The following is a 22673-nucleotide window of genomic DNA, read 5'->3' as shown; positions in this document are numbered from 1 at the left end:
GGAGAGCCGCCGTCGCCGGATTGTCGCGGATTACATGGCTGCCGGAGCAGCGCCGCAGGTCTTGGTGGCGGTGTCGAAATGGCCGCAACCGGTCAGCGGATCGGTCCAGTCGGCTTCGATGCCCTTGTCTTCCGGCAAGACGTCCGACCAGGCATCGCCCGGCACGTCGCCTTCGGTCTGCCACACGGTTTCGAACTGGCCGTCGGCCTGGATCTCACCGATCAGCACGGGCTTGGTCAGGTGGTGGTTGGGCAGAACCTTGGCAGTGCCACCGGTGAGGTTCGGCACTTCGAGCCCGACAATGGCCTTGAGCACCGCATCGGTATCGGTGGTGCCGGCCTTTTCGACCGCCTGCACCCAGAGCTGGAAGCCGAGATAGGCCGCTTCCATCGGATCGTTGGTGGTGCGCTTGTCGTTGCCGATATAGGCGTGCCAGTTCTTGATGAACTCGGCATTGGCCTCGTTCTCCACCGACTGGAAGTAGTTCCAGGCGGCGAGGTGACCGACGAGGGCCGAGGTGTCCATGCCGGCGAGCTCTTCTTCACCGACCGAGAAGGCGACGACCGGGATGTCCTCGGCCGAGATGCCCTGGTTGCCCAGTTCCTTATAGAACGGCACGTTGGCGTCGCCGTTGATGGTCGAGACCACGGCGGTCTTCTTGCCGGCCGAGCCGAACTCCTTGATGGCGGCGACTTCAGTCTGCCAGTCGGAGAAGCCGAACGGGGTGTAGTTGATCTTGATGTCTTCAGGCGCCACGCCCTTGTCCTTGAGGTACTGCTCGAGGATCTTGTTGGTGGTGCGCGGGTAGACGTAGTCGGTGGCTTCGAGCACCCAGCGCTTCACGGAGCCGCCTTCTTCGCTCATCAGGTAGTCGACGGCGGGGATGGCCTGCTGGTTTGGCGCGGCGCCGGTGTAGATCACGTTCTTTTCGGATTCTTCGCCCTCGTACTGCACGGGGTAGAAGAGGATCGAGTTCAGTTCCTTGAACACCGGCAGGACCGATTTGCGCGATGACGAGGTCCAGCAGCCGAACACGGCGGCAACCCCGTTGACGGCGATCAGCTCACGGGCCTTCTCGGCGAACAGCGGCCAGTCGGACGCAGGGTCGACCACGACGGCCTCGAGCTTCTTGCCCAGCACGCCGCCCTTCTTGTTCTGCTCATCGATGAGGAAGAGCATGGTATCCTTCAGGGTGGTCTCCGAGATCGCCATCGTCCCTGACAGCGAGTGGAGCACGCCCACCTTGATGGTGTCCTGCGCATAAGCAGTAAGAGGCGCGAGCGCCCCGGCAGTCATCGCGACCCCCAGGCCGATCCCGGCCATCATGCGATTGATACCTGTCATACTTACCTCCGACAGTTTGGTTGTTTGCACCGGGGAGGAAGTTGCAATCGCCGTGCCAGCGCCGAAAATCGCCGCCAAACCGCTGACTCTGCTGGGGTCTTTCGATGCCGGCCGGTTCCGTGCGATGGAACGAATGCATACCGGTCGGCTTGCTCTGCCGGTTCTCTGGGCAGCGTCGTTAGGGTCTGCTTAAGATTTGTGCAGCGGCTTTGGTTGCCGCAGAACTGGGCGGCCTCTGTTGGGCGCGAGGGACTTTCACCCGACAGGCGTTGTCATGCACCCTGGCGTGACCGCGATTTGTAGTCCTGCTAAAAAGACGGCCACCGGAAGTTCGCTTTCGGCAGAGGTTGTTTGCACCAACACCTCGGCCCCGCACCGGCAACGGCGCGGGGCTTTGCATTTTCGCAGCGTGCATCGTCATTGCTAGCCGCAACCATCCGCCCCGTTCGCCGTTAAGCCAGCAAGCCGCCGGCGAGCAGTTCCCGGTGCACAGATATCGGCCGATGTTGCGAGGGCTGACGCTCCCTCGTGGTTGACGCCGGTGGGGCGCGGAGCTTCGGCTTCGCGCCTTCTTTGTTGGTCGGATCGACGATCGCGTAGCGAATCTACGTATTCATCGTGATGGTGCTAAGCAGCACCACCTAGCAATGTCGCAACCTGCCGTTTCGCCTGAATCGAAACGACGTGCGAGGGCGGTCTGGACCGGCGGCGGAGCGGGTCGCGCGGCGGGTATCGAGGCGACCTCAGTGCTTGTTCATAAGTTGCGAAAAGCTGTCAGCAACCTGTCATCTTGAGCCGGCAAGTTCCGACGCCGCCGCCGAAGAGGTTACCAAAACACTTCCAAGCATCGAAACGCCCGCTCCGCCTGCGGTTTTCATCCGCTGCAATATTCGCGGCAAGCGCTGGGGGTGGAACGGGTGTCTCCTGGCCTACGCGCTGGTGCGTAGGTCGGCGCGCAGCTTCCGGTGACATCTTGCATTGGACTCAAGCTTCAAGAAAATTGTCTGCACTCTACGTAGCAGTGCGTATAAGTATACGCAAACTATCAGTATAAGTGTCACTGCGTAATCTGTGCAATTGGCCAAGATACCGAATATATTGGCCAACCAATCACAAGTTGATCAGCTTTCGCTCCGAAGCTTTACAACGGCCTCATACCTGCATATTCATCAGCCGACGGGCGGCGGATGTAGCGGAGAATGGTCATGAGAAGCAACGTTTTTGCGGCCCTGGCGACGTTCGCAATCGTCGCGGGTATGAGTGCAGCCCCTGCCAGTGCACTGGATCTGGGTGGCGCGCTTGGCGGCGTCGTGGGCGGGGTCACCGAAACGGTCGGCGGCGTCGTGGGCGGCGTGACCGAAACTGTCGGCGGGATAGCCGGTGGCGGCGGCGGCGGGGGGAGCGGGGGCGGTGGCACCAATGCCGGTGGCCTGCTGTCGCTCAACGACGACGACAATGACGCGCTGGTCAATCTCGACGTCGGTGGCGGCAACAACAACTTGCTGAATGCGGCTGTCGGCAAGGGCAACAACCCCCTGGTCAACGCCAACGTGTCGACGACCGGGCTGCTCAAGAGCACATCGATTTCGCTCGATCTCGCCGGGCTCGGGCTCGACCTCGATATCGACCTGGGGATTCTCGACCCCGACAATCCGAATAATCCCGGTGGCCCAAACAACCCGGGTGGCCGTCCCGTGCTGGTCGGCAGCCTCGGCGGCGGCGGCACCTTCGTGATCAACTGCACGGTCAACAACACCAAGCAGCTGCTGCAGGTGGCGGCGGCCGGCAAGATCAGCGGCGCCGAGATCAAAGCCTGGATGCGTGCCGCCAATGTGCAGGTGGTGCCGATCAAGCTCTGCCCGGCCGCCAAGAAGCAGGTCGCGGCGCTGCTCGCCAAGAGCCAGAAGATCAACCTGCTCCGCCGGGCGGTGATGTCCGATGCGCTGATCACAGCCTCGCTCGGCCGGACTCGCTACGACGCCAATGACGTCGTCGCTGTGCAGCGCAAGGGTGGCCAACTGGTCGTCTACGTTTACTGATACCAGCCATATCGTTGAACGGAACGAAGGGGCGTGACCTGCGGGTCGCGCCCCTTCCGATTCCGCTGTCTACGTATTCGATACGTAGCATATAAGTATTATCTGCTAATCGATGCAGCCTGATGGAATCTCGGAATGTTTTCGATAACTGTGCGCTCTGTCACCAAAGCAACGTCGCACTAGTTGACAGCGTCCTGTCAGGTTGACGGGAGCACTGTCGCGTCATGTTTCGCAGAGGAGAAGCGTGATGCAATCCAAAAAGATTACAGTACTCGCGGCGATTGTGCTGATGGCCAGTACCAGTCTGGTTCCAGCAAATGCCGCCGGGCTGCTTGGTGGCCTTCTCGGAGGCGACGACGGTGGTGATTCGGCTGGGGTCGACGTCGGCGGCATCGTCAGCGTCGGCGGCGACGGCAGCTCGCTGGTCAATGTCGACCTCGGTGCCGATGTCGACGGCGGTAGCGATGGCTTGCTCGGCAACCTCGGCGTAACCGGGGACGATGGCGTACTCGACGACCTCACCGGCGACGAGGGACTGGTCGGGGGCCTGACCGGTGATGACGGCCTGCTCGGCGATGTAACAGGCGACGATGGTCTGCTCGGCGACGTGACAGGCGAGAACGGCCTGCTCGGTGACCTCGGCGTCACTGGCGAAGAAGGAGTGCTCGGTGACCTCGGCCTGACCGGCGGCGACGGTCTGCTCGACGATCTTGGGCTCGGCGGTGGCGATGATGGCCTCGTCGGTGGGCTGATCGACGACCTCGATCTTGGCGGCGACGATGGCCTGCTTGGCGATCTCGACCTCGGCCTCGGCGGGGACGATGGCCTGTTGGGCGATCTCGATCTCGGGCTTGGCGGCGATGATGGCCTCCTGGGCGATCTCGACCTCGGTCTCGGCGGTGACGATGGCCTGCTTGGCGATCTCGACCTCGGCCTAGGCGGGGACGATGGCCTGTTGGGCGATCTCGATCTCGGGCTTGGCGGCGATGATGGCCTCCTGGGCGATCTCGACCTCGGTCTCGGTGGCGACGATGGGCTGCTGGCCGATCTCGATCTCGGTCTCGGAGGCGATGATGGCCTGTTGGGCGATCTCGACCTCGGTCTCGGCGGCGATGATGGCCTCTTGGCCGATCTCGACCTCGGCCTCGGCGGCGATGATGGCCTCTTAGGCGATCTCGACCTCGGTCTCGGCGGCGACGATGGGCTGCTGGCCGATCTCGACCTCGGCCTCGGTGGTGACGATGGCCTGCTGGGTGACCTGAACCTCGGTCTGGGCGGCGATGATGGCCTGTTGGGCAACCTCGACCTCGGCCTCGGCGGCGGTGAAGGGCTGCTCGACGGCCTGAATCTCGCCGATCTGGGGCTCGGCGATATCACCGGAGACGTTCTTGGTGGTGACATTCTCGGAGGCGACCTGCTTGGCGGCGGCGTGCTCGGCGACAACCTGCTCGACCTGGGCGATCTTGGCCTGTTGGGCCTTGGTGACGTCACCGACCTCGTCGGTGATATCGGACTGGGTGGTGTCACCGATCTGGTCGGTGATATCGGACTGGGCGGCGTCACCGATCTCGTCGGTGATATCGGGCTGGGTGGTGTGACCGACCTGGTCGGCGATGTCGATCTACTGGATGCGCTCGAGTTGAACGACATCCTGAGCGGTACGGACCTCAGCGGCCTGCTCTCCGATCTCGACCTGAGCAACCTGCTCGACCTCAGCAGCCTGCTCAATATCGGTGACATCAACATCGACCTGGGCGGCGGCAACGGTCCTGGTGGCCCCGGCGGCCCTGGTGGTCCTGGTGGCCCTGGTGGTCCCGGCGGTCCTGGCGGTCGCGTGATCGTGGCCGGAGGTGGCGGCGGTGGGTTCGGCATGAACCGTGCCTGCAACCCGCAGGACGCCAAGCAGGTTATCGCGCAGGTCAAGCAGATGCAGCTGAACCGCGCCCTGTTGAGCAACGTCAATGGCGTCAAGGTGGTCAAGGTCCGCCTCTGCGCTGACCTCAAGGACAAGGTGGTGAACGCCGTTACAGCCAGCAAGAAGGTGCAGATCCTGCAGCGCGTACTGGGCGGTAGCGGCAAGCTGGTCGCCGAACTGCAGCGCTCTGGCGCCGGCGTGAACGACGTCTACGCTATCGGCCGCAGCGGCGGGCAGCTGACAGTCTACGCGTTCTGATCTCGCCCCGATCAGGACCCGAAGAAGGGCGCGGCCTGGATGGCTCCACCGCGCCCTTCGCCTTTTGGCGGTGAGCTGTGGAGCCACCGTGCCCCCCAATATCCCCTCTTGCGATCTCTAGGACTTAGCAAACGCTAAGCCCAAGAAGTCGCTTTCTCCCCCGCAAGGGGGGAGATGATCGGTGGCCACCATTCGCATCGGAGCATCAGTCGAGACTCTCCCCCTTGGCGGGGGAGAAAGCGAAAACTTGGGCTTAGCGCAGCTAAGTCCTTAGTTTTCGCCAGAGAGGGGGGCGTGGGGAGCCACGTGAGATGACCGAGAGAGCTATTCAGCCGGCGCAGGGTGCGCGTCGGTCTCGGCGGCACCTGCTGCCGCGAGTTCCCGCCTCAGCCGCTCTTCTTCAAACGCCTTGGGCTTCGAAAACCGGGCCAGCAGCAGATAGGCGACCGGCGTCAGGTAGAGCGTCGCGACGGCCGCGAGGCTCAGCCCACCGACCATGATCCAGCCGAGCGCGGCACGGGCTTCCGAGCCGGCGCCGCCGGCGATGATCAGCGGTACGCCGCCGAGCACGGTGGCGATCATGGTCATCACCACCGGCCTGAGCCGGATGTTGGCGGAGTTTTCCACCGCCTCGCGCACCGATTGGCCGCGATCGCGCAGCTGGTTGGCGAACTCGACGATCAGAATGCCGTTCTTGGCCATGATGCCCACCACCAGCACCAGGCCGATCTGGCTGTAGACGTTGAGCGTCACCCCCGTCAGCAGCATGGCGAACACCGCGCAGGCGAGACCGAACGGCACGGTCGCCATGACGATGATGGCGCTCCAGACGCTCTCGAACTGCGCCGCCAGCACCAGCAGGATGACGATCAGCGCGAAGCCGAAGGTGATCAGCAACCCGTTATTGCTCTCGCCCAGGGTCTTGGCCTCGGCCATCGGCACGATGGTCGCGCCGTCAGGCAAGAGCGGCTGGGCGATGGTCACCGCCTCGGTGTAGGCGTCGCCAAGGGCGAAGCCATCGCTGAGCGCTGCGGTAACGGTCACGGCGCGGCGCTGCTGTTCGCGACCGAGCGAGGGGGCGATCGGCGCTTCGGTGAGCGACGCGATGGTCGACATCGGCACGTAGCGGCCGTCGGTGGTTTTGATGAATATCGACTCGAGGTCGCCGGGGTCGTTCACCGGGCTCGAGGTCGAGGTCATGCGGACCGAATAGCTGGAATCGTTGATGAACACGGTGCCGACATCGGAGCCATCGATCATGGCCTGCATGGTGGTGCCGAGCCCATTGATGTCGATGCCCAGTTGCGCCGCCTTCTCGCGATCGATGGTCAGCGTCATCTGCGGTTGGGTGGTCTCGTAGTTGACCGAGACGCGGCCCCATTTCTCGTCTTTTTCCAGCTCCGCCTTCACCTTGTTGGCGGCATCGGAGAGGGTGGCATAGTTGTCGCCGAGCAGGGCGAACTGCAGGCCGGACCCGCCGCCGCGCACGCCCAGGCTGTTGCCCTGGCGGATATTGGCGCGGACACCCGGCACCTGCACCAGCTGCTGGGTGATCTCGGCAGCGATCTGCTGCTGGGTGCGGGTGCGGTGCTCCCAGTCAGCCAGCGTCATGATGATGAAGCCCGAATTGGTGTTCGAGCCGAACCCCGAGATCGAGAAGATGCTCGTCGCCTCGCCGTTGTCCTTATAGGGCTGCAGCATGTCCTCGATCTTCTGCATCTGGGTGCGGGTGAAATCGAGGCTCACCGTCGCCGGGGCGCTGACGTTGATGGCAACCTGGGCGCGGTCTTCGGGCGGGGTGAGTTCCTGCTTCAGGGTGCCGAACACCGCCCAGGCGGCGCCGGCGAACAGTACGGCGATGACAATCACCACCAGCGAATTGTCGAGCGCCAGCTTCAGGGTGCGCCGGTAGAGCCCGGCCAGCACGCCGCCGAAGCGTTCGAGTGCGTTGGGCGGCCGTTCGACATGCGGCTTCAGCATGCGCGACGCCATCATCGGCGCCAGCGACAGCGCGACGACCGCCGACAAGCCCACCGAGATGGCGAGCGTGAAGCCGAACTCGCGGAACAACAGGCCGGTCTGGCCGGGGAGGAAGGAGATCGGGATGAACACGGCGGCCAGCGTCAGCGTGGTCGCGACCACCGCGAAGAACACCTCCTGGGTGCCCAGCACCGCTGCAGCGCGGGGCCCCAGGCCCATGCCGCGCCGTCGGGTAATATTCTCCAGCACCACGATCGCGTCGTCGACGACGAGCCCGGTGGCGATCACCAGCGCCAGCAAAGTCAGGATGTTGAGCGAGAATCCGAAAGCATAGATTCCGGCAACCGTGCCGATCAGCGCCACCGGCATGGTGACCGCCGGAATGATGGTGGCGCGCCAATCGAGCAGGAACAGGAAGATGATGACGATGACGCCGACCACGGCGATCAGTAGCGAGCGCTCGACCTCGTGCACGGCGCCGGCGATGAACACCGACTCGTCGGAGGAGATCTTGATGTCGACGCCTGGGGGCAGGGTGGTCTTCAGTTCGGCGACGGCGGCCTTCACCCCCTCGGAGATCTGCATGGTGTTGGATTGCGCCTGCCGCACGATGCCGAGCCCAATGCCCGACTTGCCGTCGCTGCGGAGGCCGGAATTGGCGGCGGCCGGCGAGAACACCACGCTCGCCACGTCGCCGAGCCGGGTGGTGCCCTTTACCACGATGTTCTCGAACGCCTCGGGGGTGTTGACCTCGGCGATGGCGCGGATGGCGATGTTCTGGTTGGTGCCGTTGAGCGAACCGGCGGGACTATCGAAGGCAATGGTCGAGAGCGCGTTGCGGATGTCGCCCACGGTCAGTCCGAGGCTCGCGAGCTTGATCTGATCGACATCGATCTCGAAGCTGCGGTTCTGCGTGCCGTTGACCTGCACGTCGGCGACGCCGGTCACCGCGGCAAGCCGCTCGGAGATGGTGTTTTCGACCAGCTCGGTCAGCTCGTCCTTGCTGAGCGTGTGCGAGGTCACCGCCAGCTGGATGATGGCCTGGGCGTTGGCGTCGGCCTTGACGATGGTCGGGGTCTCGGCGCCATCGGGCAGCCGGTTGGTGATCCGGCCGAGCGCATCGCGGATGTCGGAAGTGGCGTTGTCGAGGTTGGTGCCGTCGTTGAAGGTCATCGAGACGCGGCTGCGACCATAGGACGAATCCGACGAGATCGACGCGACGCCCTGGATGCGCGCCACGACGCCCTCGATGGCCGAGGTGATTTCGCGATCGACCGTCTCAGCCGCCGCGCCCGGGAAGCTGGTGGAGATCGAGAGGGTGGGGCGCTCGACGCTGGGCAGTTCGCGGATCTCGACGCCGAAAAAGGCAGCGAGGCCGGCGACGATGATCAGGCAACTGATGACGATGGCCAGCACCGGCCGCCGGACGAACAGCCCGGCAATGGCGCCACCACGTTCGTTCTGGGTCTGGATGCTCATGGGCGTACCTCGAACTCAGAACGTGGGGACCCCCACCCTTGATCCCTCCCCGCAAGGGGGAGGGAGACGATGAACTGCGAATTCGGTGTGAGGGTCTCCCTCCCCCTTGCGGGGAGGGGACAGGGGTGGGGGGCCGCAGCCACCGCGCTCACGACGGATTTCCTTCCGTCGGCCGCTTTCGCCCTTCACCACCCGCACCACCCGTGGGGTCATCCAGCAAGCGCACGCTGGCGCCGGCGGTGAGCTGCTGCACGCCCTGCGTCACCACCTGGTCGCCTTCGGTGAGCTCGGCTTTCACCAGCACGCCATCGGAGTTGCGCTGGATGATCTCGACCGGCACGCGCTCGACTTTGCCCTCGACGAACTTCCACAAATAGCTGCCGGCGCTCGACCATTGGATGGCGAGTGGGTCGACGGAAGGGAACTGTTCGCCCGCAAAGCTCATCGAAACCGAGAACGACATGCCGGGCTTGAGCCGGCCTTCGTCATTGGGGATGGCGGCTTCGACCTTCAGGGTGCGGCTCGCCGGATCGATGCGGTTGTCGACGGCGCTGACTTCGCCGGCGATGGTCTGGCCGGGCAGCGCCACGGCCGCCGCGGTCAGCGGCATGCCGGTGCTGATGGCCGAGGCGTAGCGCTCGGGCACCCAGAAGCTGACGAGGATATGCGAGGTATCCTCGATGGTGGTGACGACGCTCTGCGAGGTGACCGTGTTGCCGGCGCTGACCTGGAACAGGCCCACCGTGCCGGCGATCGGCGTCGAGATGGTGCGTTTGGCGAGCGCCAGGTCGGCGTTCTGCAGTTCCAGCCGGGCGTTGTTGAACGCCAGTTGTGCCGCCGCGACCTGCACGGTGGTGGTGTTATTGGCCTTGGCCAATTCGTTGGTGCGGTCGAGCGCCGTCTGCGCATCGTCGAAGGCGAGTTTGGCACGCTCCTGGGCGATCTGCTCGGCATCGGCATCGAGCCGGCCGATCACCGCGCCGGCCTTCACTGCATCGCCGGGGCGTACCGTCAATTCGGCGAGCGTGCCGCTGGCCGGCGACACCACGGTCACCGAGTGCGCCGCAGCGCCTTCGCCGATCGAAGTCAGCTTGTCGTTGATGGTGGCGAGCAGCACCGGCGCCGTGACCACGACCATGGTGCGATTGCCGCCGCGCCCGCCGCCCTGGCCACCACCACCGGGACCGCGCTGCCCGGGGCTGCCAGCCTGCTGCTGGCCCGGCGCGCCGCCAGCTGGGCCCGTCGCGGCTTCAGCCGGTTCGCCGAAGGGCAGGGTGATGCCGAAGCGGGCGAGCGTCTCCGAAGCGCCGGGCACGAAGAAGACGTAAGCGACCGCGGCCGCTCCTATGACGACGAGCGAAAGCAGCAATTGCCTGAACAAGCGACCGAATCCTAAACGAGATGTGCCCCAGCCGGATCAGGGGCAGAACGGCGCGAACGATAGCATCGGCACCCGGCGCTTCACATTAAATCGCCGTAACGTTGGGGTGAGCGGGGGTGAGTGCCCTAGTGCGGCGACAATTGCTCCAGCCGCGCCGCCAGCCACTCGTGGCCGCCCTCGCGGGCATAGCTCGCCGCCGAGCGCTCCTTGGCGCTCAGTTGGCCCGGGTCGGCGCCGAACAGCAGCAGCATCCCGACGATCGCGGCGTCGCCGTGCATGGCGGCGGCATGCAGCGGAGTGAAGCCATCCGCCTGTACCCGGTTGGGGTCGGCGCCGGCGCGCAGCAGTTTTTCGACCATTGCCGCGTTGCGCTTGGCGGTCGCGGCATGGATAGCGGCGACCTGCTGCGGGTTCTTCGCCGCTTCGTTGACGTCGCGGGTCAGCGGCAGCAGCAGCTCGAACGCCTCGGCATTGTCGAAGAAGGCGGCGAGTCCCAGAGGGGTAAAGCCATCGGGGGAAAGCGCGTTGGCGTCCCAGCCGCCGGCCAGCGCCACCTCCAGCCGCTCGCCATCGTTGAGGATGATCGCCTCGTGCGGATCGAGCTCGGCAATGCAGGCCCGCACCGCCGAGATGGCGCCGACATTGCCCATGTAGGCGGCCCACGCCACCAGCGAGGCGCCGCTCGGATGCCGCGCATGCGCCAGCTCCGGGTCATGCGCCAGCTCGGCGCGCAGGCCATCGAGATCGTTGCTGGTGATGAGAACGAAGGGATCGCTCATCGGGAGAGCATAGCGCCGCTTGCCGGGCGGTTGAAGCCATCCGGTGGCGAGTGGAATCGGCGGAGGCAGTGGCGTCACGCTGGCCCAAGGATTCATCGGCGCTCTCCTGCAGCGACCCGGGGGTAACGTCGAAGGGGCTTGCGTGTTCCCTCAGCTAGTGCGAGCGCGCCGCGCTCGGCGGGGTCGGGTTGATGCGGCCCCAGGCGCGGCGCAGCTGGCGGGAGGAGGCGAAGCCGGTGCGTTCAGCGATGCGCTCCATGTCGAGGCGGGTTTCGCTGAGCAGTTGCTGGGCGAGCGCGACCCGCAGCCGGTTGACGTAATCGGGAATGCTCATTCCGGCATGCTCGTTGAACAGGCGCGAGACGTGGCGGGGGCTGGCAAAGGCGATTTCGGCCAAGGTCTCGAGCGACCAGTCACGCGCCGGATCGGCGGTGATGGCATCCTGCACGCGGTGGATGGCCGGGTGGATATGGTTGCGACCCTCGAGCCAGGGCGAGAGCTGCGGGTCGGTGCCGGCGCGGCGCAGGTAGACGACGAGGAAGCGCGCCACGGCGGCGGCGGTCGCCGGGCTCACCAACTGGCCGATAATGTGCAGCATCAGGTCGATGCCGGCCGTGATGCCGGCGCTGGTGTAGCGCTCGCGATCCTCGACATAGAGCCGGTTCTCCAGCACGCGAGCGGTGGGGGCGGTCTCCGCCAGCAGCGCACAATCGGTGAAATGCGTGGTGCAGGCGTGGTCGTCGAGCAGGCCGGCGCGGGCAGCGAGCAGGGCGCCCGAGCAGATCGAAACCAGCCGGATGCCCGGCCGGATATTGTGGCGCAGCCAGGCGACGATGTCGTCCGAGCCCTGCAGGGGCGCTTCGATCGGGCCCAGCCGCTCGGCGCCGAGGATCAGCTCGGTATCGCCCGAGAGCACCACCATGGCGTGGTCCTCGATCGCCTCGGGCAGCGGCGCGATGCCGCTGACCACGAGGCCGATCGAGCTGGTGATCTCGGGCAGGGCGCCGACATAGCGGACCTCGAACAGGACCTCCGACTGCAACTGGTTGGCCTTGCGCAGGGCCTCCATCGGCCCCGCGACGTCGAGCAGCAGGGTGCGCGCCGGCAGCACGACATAGACCGGGATTTTCCGCGGGACGGGGCTCACGCGGCAGCGGCTTTTGGCGCGCCGGCCAGTGCCTCGGCGATAGTGCAGACCCGCGCGAAGCGGCCATCGAGCACCGCGGCGGTGCGGGCCTTCAGTTCCTCGACGCTCCAGGTGCGGCCGGTCTTGTCGGTGAGCGCCATGGTGTGGGTTGCCTCGGTGACATAGTCGACCTGCCAGCCGAGATCGGAGGCGTGCCGGGTGGTGGTCTCGCAGCACTGCTCGGTGCGGATGCCCGAGACGATCAGGCGGCGGATGCCGTTTTCGGTCAGCCAGACATCGAGCCCCGAGCCGACCAAAGCCGAATGCCGGGTCTTATGGAATTCCGCATCGGGCGTCAGCTGCAGTTCGGCGAGCGGACGGACGAAGCCGGAGGCGAGCGAGAAGATGCCCTCAGGCTCGACATGCAGTACGCGGACCACGGCATAACCCTTAGCCCGCGCTCCATCGATCAGCGCCTGCTGATTCCTGAGGTAGGTGGCGTAGTCGGTCTCGAACCAGTTCTGGCGCTGCCGGAACGATTCCTGGGCATCGATGACGAGAACGGCGGTATCGGACATTTCTGGACCTCGTGGACTGGATGATGGCCGGAGGGTAGGGCGGCCCAAGGATGACTGAAAGGCCGGAGCGGGACAAGGAGCGGACAGAAAAGGACATCACTTCGGCCGGTGGTGGCGGACCCCCACCCCTGTCCCCTCCCCGCAAGGGGGAGGGAGACCTCAACTGAGATGTCGGTGTTCTGGTCTCCCCTCCCCCTTGCGGGGAGGGGACAGGGGTGGGGGGCAACCCGCACCGGCGCTTTTTGCGTCCATCTGGCCGTGCTAACCTCGCGCCAACGAGGATACTTCATGACTATCGACGACAGGCCGCGCATCGTTGGTGGTGGCCCCAAAAAGCTGCTCTACACGGTCGACACCATCCGTCGCATGGGCGTCGGCAAGGCCGCCAAGGCGCTGACCGCGCATAATACCTGCAAGGCCTGTGCCTATGGCATGGGCGGGCAGAAGGGCGGGATGACCAATGAGCTCGGCGAGTTTCCCTCGGTCTGCAACAAATCGGTGCAGGCGCAATCGACCGATATCCAGCCGGCCATTCCGAACGAGGCGTTTCTCCATCCGCTGACCGACCTGCAGCAGCTCTCGGGCCGCGAGATGGAAAAGCTCGGCCGGCTCAACACGCCGCTGTTCAAGGCAGCCGGCGCCGACCGCTATGAGCCGGTGAACTGGGATTTCGCCATCGCCCACGCCGCGGCGCAGCTGAAGGTGACCGATCCGAACCGCAGCTTCTTTTATTCCTCCGGCCGCTCGTCCAACGAGGCCGGCTTCGTGTTCCAGCTGCTGGCGCGGGTCTGGGGCACCAACAACGTCAATAACTGCTCGTATTACTGCCACCAGGCGACCAGCGAGGGGCTGGCCACCACCATCGGCAAGGGTACGGCAACCGTCGAGCTCGAGGACCTGACCGGCGCGGACCTGATCTTCGTCATCGGCGCCAACCCGTCGTCGAACCACCCGCGCTTCATCCACATGCTGAAGCACTGCCGCGACCGCGGTGGCGACGTGATCGTCATCAACCCGGCGAAGGAGCCGGGGCTGGTGAAGTTCGCGGTGCCGAAATCGCCGACCTCGATGCTGTCAGGGGGCACCGAGATCGCCTCGGACTACCTGCAACCCCGGATCGGCTCCGATATCGCGCTGTTCAAGGGGCTGATGAAGGCGGTGCTGGCGATCGGCGCCGAGGATCGGAGCTTCATCGCGCAGCACACGGCCGACTTCGAGGCGCTGCGGGCCGACCTCGAGGTGGTTTCGTGGGAAGAGATCGAGACCATCACCGGCCTGTCGCGGACCGCGATCGAGCGCGTCGCCACCCGCTACGCCAACCGGCAGAACGTGGTGTTCGCCTGGGGCATGGGGATGACGCACCACCTGCATGGGGTGGAAAATGTCGAAGCCATCGCCAACCTGGCGCTGCTCCGGGGGATGATTGGCAAGCGCTACTCCGGCCTGTTGCCGCTGCGCGGGCACTCGAACGTCCAGGGCATAGGCACCATCGGGGTGAAGCCGGTGGTCTCCGAGCAGGTCTTCGTCGCCATAGAACAGGCGTTCGGGGTCAAGCTCGGCCGGGCCAAGGGGCTTGACACCATGGCCGGGCTCGAGGCCGCGGCGCGCGGCGAGATCGACAGCGCCGTGATCATGGGCGGAAACCTCTGGGGCGCCACGCCCGATACGGCGTTCGCCAGCCGCGCCATGGAGGCGATCGGCTTCAAGCTGTTCCTCACCACCACGCTGAACCGCGGCCATGTCCATGGCTTAGGTGAGGGCGAGGTGCTGATCCTGCCGGTCACTGCCCGCGACGAGGAGTGGTCGCCGACCACGCAGGAATCGATGTTCAACTTCGTCCGCCTGTCGGATGGCGGCATCGAGCGGCTGGACAATGTGCGGCCGGAAACGGTGATCCTCTGCGATCTCGCGAAGCTCCTGCTGCCGGACAGTTCGGTGCCCTTCGAGCGATTCAAGGAACACCGGCGAGTCCGTGACGTCATTGCGAAAGTCGTGCCAGGGCTGGAGCAGCTGGCCGATATCGATGTGGCGAAGCGCGAGTTCCACATCAAGCACCGGGTGATGCACGCGCCGGAGTTCGGCACGCCCGACAGGAAGGCGCATTTCGTCGTCACGCCGTTGCCCAAAGCCCCAGCACCGCTGACCCTCGCCACGGTGCGCTCGGAGGGGCAGTTCAACACCATCATCTACGAAGAGCAGGACAGCTACCGGCTGAAGGCCGGGCGCGACGCCATCTTCCTCAACCGCGAGGACATGGCGGCGTTCGGGGTGCGCGACGGGCAGCGGGTCACTCTCGCCTCGGACACGGGGCGGATGGAGGGCACCGCGATGGCCTTCGACCTGCCGCGCGGTTCGGCCCTGGCCTATTATCCCGAAGCCAATGTGCTCTGCGGCACGGCGGTCGATCCGCGCTCGAAGACCCCGGCGTTCAAATCGGTGCCGGTTTGGATCGAGAGTTAGCGCTACCCACTGGGATAAGCCCACACGCTTGGCCCCCTCACCGGTGTCATCCCAGCGAAAGCTGGGACCCATTTCGCAGCCCGAGCCAGAGGTGAGTTGGGTCCCAGCTTTCGCTGGGATGACATCGAGTGGGTGGAGCCAACTGTGCCGGCATGGTGAAGTGTCGCGCCGAGCTTGCCGGCCCACTGAACTCGGATAATCTCCCCCTCGGGAGTTCGGGGACGAACAATGAGCGACGATAAGCAGGGACAGCCGGCGCCGGACGTGGATCGCCCCGGCGAACGGGCCCGGGCGTTCAACGCTGCCATGGCGACGCTGGGTATTGCGATCGTCGTCTTCATCGTTGGTGTCGTCGTCGGCTTCCCGCTGGCGACGTTCGGGGTGGAGTTCGTCACTGCCAATGGCGGGCTGGTGTTCGGGCTGCTGTTCGGTTTCCTCGTCCTGGTGCTGGTCATCACCGCGGTGTTGATGATCTTCCGGCGGCAGATCTGGGAGAGCCTGTTCAAACGCAGCGAAGTGGAGATGGAGCGCTTCGCCCGGCCGCTCTCGGAAGTCGCGCGCTTTGCCGCGCAGCAGAAGGTCGCCGAGGCAACCGATTCCGCCCGCGATCTCGCCGAGCTGGTGCTGGCCCGCTACGCTTGGGTGTCGACCCGGCGCTGGCTGATGGCGACGATCACCGCCTTCATCGCGGCCATCGCCGCGCTGGCGGGGTCGGCGCTGCTGTTCCAGCAGAACCAGCTGCTGCGCACCCAGATCGGGCTGATGCAGGACCAGAACGGGCGCATCGAAGAGCAGAACCGCTTCATCCAGAGCCAGATCGAGCTGGGCGAGGCGCAGCGCTCCACCTCGATCGTGCCGGAGATTCTGGAGATCGGCGCGCAGGTGGCGCAGGAAGTGGCAGGGTTCAACACCTTTGCCGGCGACCAGCCCGCCATCGCGCTGCTGAGCCCAGGGCTGCGGGCTCGCATTATCGCGGCGACCACGGCGGCGCGGCCCTACCGGTACCTGCGCAACCCGCTGACCGATCTCGACGAGAACCTCCTGATGTCGTCCGGCCTGCTGCGTCGGACCGACCTTGCTGCATCGGCGACGGTGCGCCAGGAGCTCGATGCGGCCAGCGGCGCGGTGCAGTTCGCGGGCGAGCAAAATGGCGTGATGTCGGATCGGCCGCTGTCGCCGGAGCGCGGCCAGATCATTGGACTCTTGATCTCCAACGGGCTCACCGATTTCTCTACCTTGAACGGCGCCGATTTCAGCTTTGCGGAGGTGCGGTCGGCGAGCAGCGGCAGCGCCATCCGCTTTCACTTCGCGGCGCTGCGCTTTGCCAATTTTGATCGGCAATTGCTGGTGGGCGCAGAGTTCGACGGGGCCTATCTCGAGCATGCGCGGTTCCGCAACGCCAACATCAACTACACGCGCTTCACGGCGGGCGAACTGCCCTCGATCAGCGGCGGCGCAGGGTTGAAGCAGTGGGCGCAACTGTCAGGGGCGGATTTCTCCGGCGCCATCCTGAAGCACGCCTCGTTCGACGGCAGCCGCGGTTTCGGCATCAATTTCGATGGCGGCGTGGTGCACAACACGACGTTTGCCGGGACCTCAATGGCCGGCAGCACGTTCCGCAACACCATCTTCGGGGTGGTGGATTTCAGCGGCGCCGACCTCAAGAGCGTCGATTTCGACGGCGCCATTGTGTTCGATGCCGGCTTCCTCGATACCGTCGCCCAGCAGGCGGCACCTGATAGTTTTGTGCGCGACCGGTTCGAGATCGCGCCGCTTGCCACCGAGGAGTTTGCCCGCCACCCGCGCTGGTCCGATGCGTGGCTGGATGGGCTCGAGGCCAAGCAGGCCTATCGGATTACACGTGTAGGAGCATTCGAGTGAGCGGCTTCCCCAAACAGACCTTCGAGTTTCTCGCGGGGATCGCAGCGCATAACGAGAAGGCGTGGTTCGACGCCAACCGGCCGCTCTATGAGGCGGGGTATGTCGAGCCGGGTAAGGCGTTCGTCGCCGAGATCGGGCCAAAGCTCAAGGCGATCTCGCCGGAGGTGCAGTTCGACCCCAAGGTCAACGGCTCGATCTCTCGCATCAATCGCGACATCCGCTTCAGTAAGGACAAGCGGCCCTACAAGCAGCATCTGGCGCTGTGGTTCTGGCATGGCGACAAGCGCGGCTGGGACCGGCCGGGGTTCTACGTGCATATCGAGGCGGAGCGGGTGTTCCTCGGTACCGGCATGTATGGCTTCGACAAGGAGACGCTCGACAGTTTTCGCCAGTCGATCATCCACCCGCGCTCCGGCAAGGCGCTGGTTGCGGCGGTGGCGGCGGTGAAGGCCAAGGGTGCGTATAATATCGGCGAAAAGACGCGAAAACTCATGCCGCGCGGCTTCGAGACCGATCCTGACCGGGCCGAATTCCTGCTCTACGAGGGGCTGACCGCCGGCATCGAACTGCCGGCGAGCGCCGCTGCGCAAGCGGATTTCGCCGAGGTCTGCCTCGAGCATTTCGCCAACACCGCGCCGATCACGCACTGGTTGATTGCCGAGGTGGCGGGGTAGGGGCCTGCGGGTTCGCTAGGGGATGCTGTGATCGCCTCCCTCCCCCTTGAGGGGAGGGATGGAGGGAGGGGGTGGTTCTGTGATCACCGATGGACCCCCACCCCCCACCCCTCCCCTCAAGGGGGAGGGGAGCAGGGAGCGGCCTCGTGGGGATCCTAAGAGTGCCCGCAGATCAACCATTCCGGAACGCATACCCGTAGCCGTTGAGGGCAGGGGCGCCGCCGAGGTGGGCGTAGAGCACCTTGCTTCCATCAGGGAAGAAGCCCTTCTGCACCAGGTCGATCATCCCCTGCATGGATTTGCCCTCGTAGACCGGGTCGGTGATCATGCCCTCGAGCCGGCCGACGAGGCGGATGGCCTCCTTGGTCTCCTCGGAGGGGACGCCATAGATCGGGTAGGCGTATTCCTCGCGCAGCACCACGTCTTCGGCGGTGACGGGCAAGCCAAGCTCGACCAGTTCGGCGGTGCGCTGGGCGATCTCCAGCACCTGGGCGCGGGTCTGCTGCGGCGTGCACGAGGCATCGATGCCGATAACCTTGCGCGCCCGGCCGTCGGCGGCAAAGCCCACCAGCATGCCGGCGTGAGTGGAACCGGTAACGGTGCAGACGACGACATAGTCGAACTTGAAGCCGAGCTCGGCCTCCTGCGCCCGCACTTCCTCGGCAAAGCCGACATAGCCGAGGCCGCCGAACTTGTGCACCGAGGCGCCGGCGGGGATCGGGTAGGGCTTGCCGCCCGCTGCCTCGACCTCGGCGATGGCGTTCTTCCAGCTGTCGCGGATGCCGATATCGAAGCCATCATCGACCAGCCGCACGTCGGCACCCATGATGCGGCTCAGCATGATGTTGCCGACCCGGTCATAGACGGCATCCTCGTGCGGCACCCAGCTCTCCTGCACCAGCCGGCACTTGAAGCCGATCTTGGCGGCCACCGCCGCGACCATGCGGGTGTGGTTGGACTGCACGCCGCCGATCGACACCAGCGTATCGGCGCCCGAGGCGATGGCATCGGGGACGATGTATTCGAGCTTCCGCAGCTTGTTGCCGCCGAAGGCGAGGCCGGAGTTGCAATCCTCGCGCTTGGCATAGAGCTCGACGCTGCCACCGAGATGGGCGCTGAGGCGGTCGAGTTTCTCGATCGGCGTGCGGCCGAAGGTGAGGGGATAGCGCGGGAACTTCGCGAGGTTCATGCCGGGGTCCTTGAGCTCGAAATCTGACTCAAGGCTAGCAATTGTCTCGCGATGGGTGCTTTCAATGTTGGTGCGTCGATTGCTTCGGACGGCCGCCTGGGGCGACCCACTGATGCGCTATCTGCCGACGATGAGGATCACAATGAAAGAATCTTCCGACTCCGCTCTCGACCGCATCGATCTCAGGATGCTGCGCGCGCTGCAGCGCGACGGCCGGATCAGCAATGCCGACCTTGCCGTCGAAGTTGGCGTCAGCGCCGCCACCTGTCACCGGCGGACCCAGCAACTGGTCGAGGCTGGCTATGTCTCCGGCTTCCGGGCGGTGGTGGCGCCGCACAAGGTCGAGCTCGGCACGCTCGTGCTGGTCGGGGTGGTGCTGGACCGCTCGACGCCGGAGAGCTTTGCCGCCTTCGAGAGTGCCGTAGCAAAGCTGAAATTCGTACTCGATTGCCACCTGGTGGCCGGCGACTTCGACTATTTCCTGAAGATCCGCGTGCGCGACATGGCCGATTTCAACCGCCTGCACGGCACGCAACTGATCGGGCTGCCAGGGGTAAGGCAGACGCGGACGTTCTTCGTGATGAAGGAGGTGGTGGACGGGCGGGCGCTGGAGTTTTGAACCCTGATACCGTTGAGGTCACCATCAGGGATGCCCCGAACGCGATGTCATCCCGGCGAAGGCCGGGACCCATCCTGAGATGCTTCGGCTCGCCCGCTTAACCGCCGCATCTCAGGATGGGCCCCGGCCTGCGCCGGGGTGACACCGTGGGTTGGGCGACATCGGGGATAGAGCCCGAGCTTGTATCAGACCCGTGCTGAGCTAAGCGCCCACCGGATACGCCACATAAGCAAACCGCCGGCTGTCGGGCGCCCAGGAATTGACGTTGATCGTCCCCTGGCCGCCGTTGAAGCCGATGATGTCGCGGGTGCCGGTGCCGTCGGGGCGCATGAAGCGGAGGATCACATCCTTGTCGGCGGGGTGACCCCTGGTGCCGGGCGGGTAGCTCAGATAGGCGATCGACTGGCCGTCGGGTGCAAAATGCGGGAACCAGTTCACCCGCTCGTCGAAGGTGATCTGGGTCAGCTCCGAGCCGTCGGTGCGCATCTTGAAGATCTGGGCGTGGCCGGGCGAGCCCTGCTCGGAGTTGAACCAGATCCACTCCCCATCGGGCGAGTACTCGGCCCCATCATTGGGCACCAGCACGTCGGTCAGCTGCATATCCGGGCCGCCGGCGGCGGGGATGGTCCAGATGTTGACCTTGGCCCACTGGTTATCGCCCACGGTGTTGATCCCGACATAGGACAGCGTTTTGCCGTCGGGCGAGATGCCGTGCAGGTAATAATGGTGGCGGTGCGGGTAGCTGTTCGATACCCGCCGCGGGGCGCCGCCGGTGATCGGCAGGGCATAGAGATGCCCGTCGTCGGAGCTCACATAGACCGTGGTGCCATCGGGCGACAGCACATGGTCGTTGTTGAGGTCGTTGAGAGGACCGGTGTCGATCCGCTCGATCTCCCCGGTGCCGTCGGCAGCAATGGTCCAGAGTTCGCCACCGGCGTTGAACACCAGGGTCTTGCCGTCGGGCGTCCAGTTCGGCGCTTCGATGATCTCGTCGGCGGTGAACAGCACCTGCCGGTTGCTGCCATCGACGTCGATGATAACAAGTTCCGAAACCTGGCCCGGCAAGAGGCTGCGGCCGCGGCGGGCGAAGTTGGGTCTCTGCGGCACGTCGAATCCTCCCCGTGGTGTTCCGCGACTTTGTGACCCGTCGGCAGCGGGCGCGCAACACGCTGGCCCGGTGTTGCCCCGCGCGGCGGGTTCCCCTACATACGGCGCTCGATCTTCCAGGGTTTAGCGGCGGGAGCAGTGCCCTCATGGCGCGCCAGTTCATCTATCACATGCACGGAATGTCCAAGGCCTATGCCAGCGGCAAGAAGGTGCTCGATAACATCCACCTGAGTTTCTACCCCGACGCCAAGATCGGCGTGCTGGGTCCGAACGGCTCGGGTAAGTCGACGCTGTTGCGCATCATGGCCGGCATCGACACCGAGTTCACCGGCGAGGCCTGGGTGGCCGACGGCGCCAAGGTGGGCTACCTGGCGCAGGAGCCGCAGCTCGACCCGGCGCTCGACGTCAAGGGCAACGTCATGACCGGCGTCAAGGAGAAAAAGGACGTCATCGATCGCTACAACGAATTGATGATGAACTACTCCGACGAGACTGCCGACGAGGCGACGCGGCTGCAGGACATTATCGACAGCCAGAACCTCTGGGATCTCGATAGCCAGGTGGAAGTCGCCATGGAGGCACTGGGCTGCCCGCCGGGTGAGGCGTCGGTCGACACGCTGTCGGGCGGCGAGAAGCGGCGCGTGGCGCTCTGTGCCCTCCTCTTGTCGAAGCCCGACCTGCTGCTGCTGGACGAACCGACCAACCATCTCGACGCCGAGACCACGGCGTGGCTCGAAAACCACCTGCGCGAATTCGCCGGCGCGGTGCTGATCATCACCCACGACCGCTACTTCCTCGACAACGTCACCGGCTGGATCCTCGAGCTCGATCGCGGCCGCGGCGTGCCCTACGAAGGCAACTATTCGGCCTACCTCAATGCCAAGGCGAAGCGCTTTGCGCAGGAGCAGTCGGAAGATGCGGCCCGCGCCAAGGTGCTGGAGCGCGAACGCGAGTGGATGGGCCAGAGCCCGCAGGCCCGCATGGCCAAATCCAAGGCGCGTATCCGCGCCTATGACGAGCTGGTGAAGGTCAACGAGGCGCGCACCCTGTCGAGCACCGCGCAGATCATCATCCCGCCGGGCGAGCGGCTCGGCCAGAACGTCATCGACATCGATGGGGTCACCAAGTCCTACGGCGACCGCGTGCTGATCGACAACCTGACCTTCAAGCTGCCGCCGGGCGGCATTGTCGGCATTATCGGCCCGAACGGGGTCGGCAAGTCGACGCTGTTCCGGATGATCACCGGGCAGGAGAAGCCGGATTCCGGCGCCATCACCGTCGCCGACAACGTCAACCTCGGCTATGTCGACCAGAGCCGCGATACGCTCGCGCCGAACAAGACGGTGTGGGAGGAAATCTCCGGCGGCAACGAAATCCTGATGCTGGGCAAGCGCGAAATGAACTCGCGCGCCTATACCTCGGCGTTCAATTTCAAGGGCGCCGACCAGCAGCAGAAGGTGGGGAACCTCTCAGGCGGGCAGCGCAACCGCGTGCACCTCGCCAAGATGCTGAAATCGGGCGCCAACGTGCTGCTGCTCGACGAGCCGACCAACGACCTCGACACCGAAACCCTGGCGGCGCTCGAAGAGGCGCTGGAGGAATTCGCCGGTTGCGCCGTGATCATCAGCCACGATCGCATGTTCCTCGATCGGCTGGCCACGCACATGCTGGCCTATGAAGGCGACAGCCACTTCGAGTGGTTCGAAGGCAATTTCCAGGATTACGAGCAGGACAAGATCCGGCGCCTCGGCGCGGACTCGGTGAACAACCACCGGGTCACGTACAAGAAGCTGACGCGGTAACTAAGTATCGAGCGGCGCGTGCTGGTTCTATGGAATAGCACGCGCCGCCTTGCCAATACTCG

Annotated in this window: 15 protein-coding genes; 7 read left to right on the top strand and 8 right to left on the bottom strand. The window is 65.1% G+C overall.

Annotated elements, in window-relative coordinates:
• Positions 1-30: 30 nt before the first annotated feature.
• On the bottom strand, positions 31-1296 hold the full coding sequence (gene urtA, locus ASC89_RS19165; protein WP_244488518.1) for an urea ABC transporter substrate-binding protein: 1266 nt from the start codon (positions 1294-1296) through the stop codon (positions 31-33).
• A 1253-nt stretch (positions 1297-2549) separates the two neighbouring features.
• Between urtA and ASC89_RS19160 the strand changes: the two genes are divergently transcribed.
• Positions 2550-3383 (top strand): hypothetical protein, encoded by an 834-nt coding sequence (locus ASC89_RS19160; RefSeq protein WP_055880231.1) that lies wholly within the window; start codon positions 2550-2552, stop codon positions 3381-3383.
• A 247-nt stretch (positions 3384-3630) separates the two neighbouring features.
• A complete protein-coding gene (locus tag ASC89_RS19155; protein WP_055880229.1) occupies positions 3631-5556 on the top strand; it encodes a hypothetical protein in 1926 nt (641 codons plus the stop codon).
• 324 nt (positions 5557-5880) lie between these two features.
• On the opposite strand, the gene ASC89_RS19150 is transcribed toward ASC89_RS19155, so the two are convergent.
• From ASC89_RS19150 to ASC89_RS19130, 5 genes are all read right to left on the bottom strand, one after another.
• Entirely contained in the window at positions 5881-9015 is a 3135-nt protein-coding gene (locus ASC89_RS19150) for an efflux RND transporter permease subunit (RefSeq protein ID WP_056000718.1), read from the bottom strand.
• 148 nt (positions 9016-9163) lie between these two features.
• The gene (locus ASC89_RS19145) at positions 9164-10396 is read right to left on the bottom strand and encodes an efflux RND transporter periplasmic adaptor subunit (RefSeq protein WP_082533462.1); all 1233 of its coding nucleotides are present in this window, start codon (positions 10394-10396) and stop codon (positions 9164-9166) included.
• Between the two features lie 125 nt (positions 10397-10521).
• On the bottom strand, positions 10522-11175 hold the full coding sequence (locus ASC89_RS19140; RefSeq protein ID WP_162247966.1) for an ankyrin repeat domain-containing protein: 654 nt from the start codon (positions 11173-11175) through the stop codon (positions 10522-10524).
• Positions 11176-11329: 154 nt separating this feature from the next.
• Positions 11330-12322, bottom strand: a complete 993-nt coding sequence (locus ASC89_RS19135; protein WP_056000709.1) for a GlxA family transcriptional regulator — start codon at positions 12320-12322, stop codon at positions 11330-11332.
• Positions 12319-12879, bottom strand: a complete 561-nt coding sequence (locus tag ASC89_RS19130; RefSeq protein ID WP_056000706.1) for a cysteine hydrolase family protein — start codon at positions 12877-12879, stop codon at positions 12319-12321. Before ASC89_RS19130 ends, ASC89_RS19135 begins: the two co-directional genes overlap by 4 nt.
• 288 nt (positions 12880-13167) lie before the next feature.
• On the opposite strand from ASC89_RS19130, the gene ASC89_RS19125 reads away from it, so the two are divergent.
• The 3 genes from ASC89_RS19125 (at position 13168) to ASC89_RS19115 (ending at position 17894) form a co-directional block, all read left to right on the top strand.
• Positions 13168-15339: an FdhF/YdeP family oxidoreductase gene (locus ASC89_RS19125; protein ID WP_056000703.1), complete on the top strand. Its 2172-nt coding sequence runs from the start codon at positions 13168-13170 to the stop codon at positions 15337-15339.
• A gap of 228 nt (positions 15340-15567) precedes the next feature.
• On the top strand, positions 15568-17220 hold the full coding sequence (locus tag ASC89_RS19120) for a pentapeptide repeat-containing protein (RefSeq protein WP_056000700.1): 1653 nt from the start codon (positions 15568-15570) through the stop codon (positions 17218-17220).
• The gene (locus ASC89_RS19115; protein ID WP_056000698.1) at positions 17217-17894 is read left to right on the top strand and encodes a DUF2461 domain-containing protein; all 678 of its coding nucleotides are present in this window, start codon (positions 17217-17219) and stop codon (positions 17892-17894) included. Before ASC89_RS19120 ends, ASC89_RS19115 begins: the two co-directional genes overlap by 4 nt.
• Positions 17895-18066: 172 nt before the next feature.
• On the opposite strand, the gene ASC89_RS19110 is transcribed toward ASC89_RS19115, so the two are convergent.
• On the bottom strand, positions 18067-19083 hold the full coding sequence (locus ASC89_RS19110; protein ID WP_056000695.1) for a 1-aminocyclopropane-1-carboxylate deaminase: 1017 nt from the start codon (positions 19081-19083) through the stop codon (positions 18067-18069).
• 142 nt (positions 19084-19225) lie between these two features.
• Between ASC89_RS19110 and ASC89_RS19105 the strand changes: the two genes are divergently transcribed.
• On the top strand, positions 19226-19702 hold the full coding sequence (locus tag ASC89_RS19105) for an Lrp/AsnC ligand binding domain-containing protein (protein ID WP_056000691.1): 477 nt from the start codon (positions 19226-19228) through the stop codon (positions 19700-19702).
• A gap of 201 nt (positions 19703-19903) precedes the next feature.
• Here ASC89_RS19105 and ASC89_RS19100 read toward each other — a convergent pair whose 3' ends face one another.
• The gene (locus tag ASC89_RS19100) at positions 19904-20809 is read right to left on the bottom strand and encodes a PD40 domain-containing protein (RefSeq protein WP_056000689.1); all 906 of its coding nucleotides are present in this window, start codon (positions 20807-20809) and stop codon (positions 19904-19906) included.
• Positions 20810-20955: 146 nt separating this feature from the next.
• Here ASC89_RS19100 and ettA point away from each other — a divergent pair, with 146 nt between their 5' ends.
• A complete protein-coding gene (ettA, locus tag ASC89_RS19095) occupies positions 20956-22611 on the top strand; it encodes an energy-dependent translational throttle protein EttA (protein WP_055880198.1) in 1656 nt (551 codons plus the stop codon).
• Positions 22612-22673: the final 62 nt, after the last annotated feature.

Origin of the sequence: Devosia sp. Root413D1 (assembly GCF_001425235.1) — a bacterium.
Classification (GTDB): domain Bacteria; phylum Pseudomonadota; class Alphaproteobacteria; order Rhizobiales; family Devosiaceae; genus Devosia_A.
This window is presented reverse-complemented; position numbering and strand designations above follow the sequence as displayed.

Excerpts from the sequence above, each read along its gene's own strand:
- urtA (WP_244488518.1), bottom strand. The coding sequence starts at position 1,296 with ATGACTGCCGGGGCGCTCGCGCCTCTTACTGCTTATGCGCAGGACACC.
- ASC89_RS19160 (WP_055880231.1), top strand. The coding sequence starts at position 2,550 with ATGAGAAGCAACGTTTTTGCGGCCCTGGCGACGTTCGCAATCGTCGCG.
- ASC89_RS19155 (WP_055880229.1), top strand. The coding sequence starts at position 3,631 with ATGCAATCCAAAAAGATTACAGTACTCGCGGCGATTGTGCTGATGGCC.
- ASC89_RS19150 (WP_056000718.1), bottom strand. The coding sequence starts at position 9,015 with ATGAGCATCCAGACCCAGAACGAACGTGGTGGCGCCATTGCCGGGCTG.
- ASC89_RS19140 (WP_162247966.1), bottom strand. The coding sequence starts at position 11,175 with ATGAGCGATCCCTTCGTTCTCATCACCAGCAACGATCTCGATGGCCTG.
- ASC89_RS19130 (WP_056000706.1), bottom strand. The coding sequence starts at position 12,879 with ATGTCCGATACCGCCGTTCTCGTCATCGATGCCCAGGAATCGTTCCGG.
- ASC89_RS19125 (WP_056000703.1), top strand. The coding sequence starts at position 13,168 with ATGACTATCGACGACAGGCCGCGCATCGTTGGTGGTGGCCCCAAAAAG.
- ASC89_RS19120 (WP_056000700.1), top strand. The coding sequence starts at position 15,568 with ATGAGCGACGATAAGCAGGGACAGCCGGCGCCGGACGTGGATCGCCCC.
- ASC89_RS19110 (WP_056000695.1), bottom strand. The coding sequence starts at position 19,083 with ATGAACCTCGCGAAGTTCCCGCGCTATCCCCTCACCTTCGGCCGCACG.
- ASC89_RS19105 (WP_056000691.1), top strand. The coding sequence starts at position 19,226 with ATGAAAGAATCTTCCGACTCCGCTCTCGACCGCATCGATCTCAGGATG.
- ettA (WP_055880198.1), top strand. The coding sequence starts at position 20,956 with ATGGCGCGCCAGTTCATCTATCACATGCACGGAATGTCCAAGGCCTAT.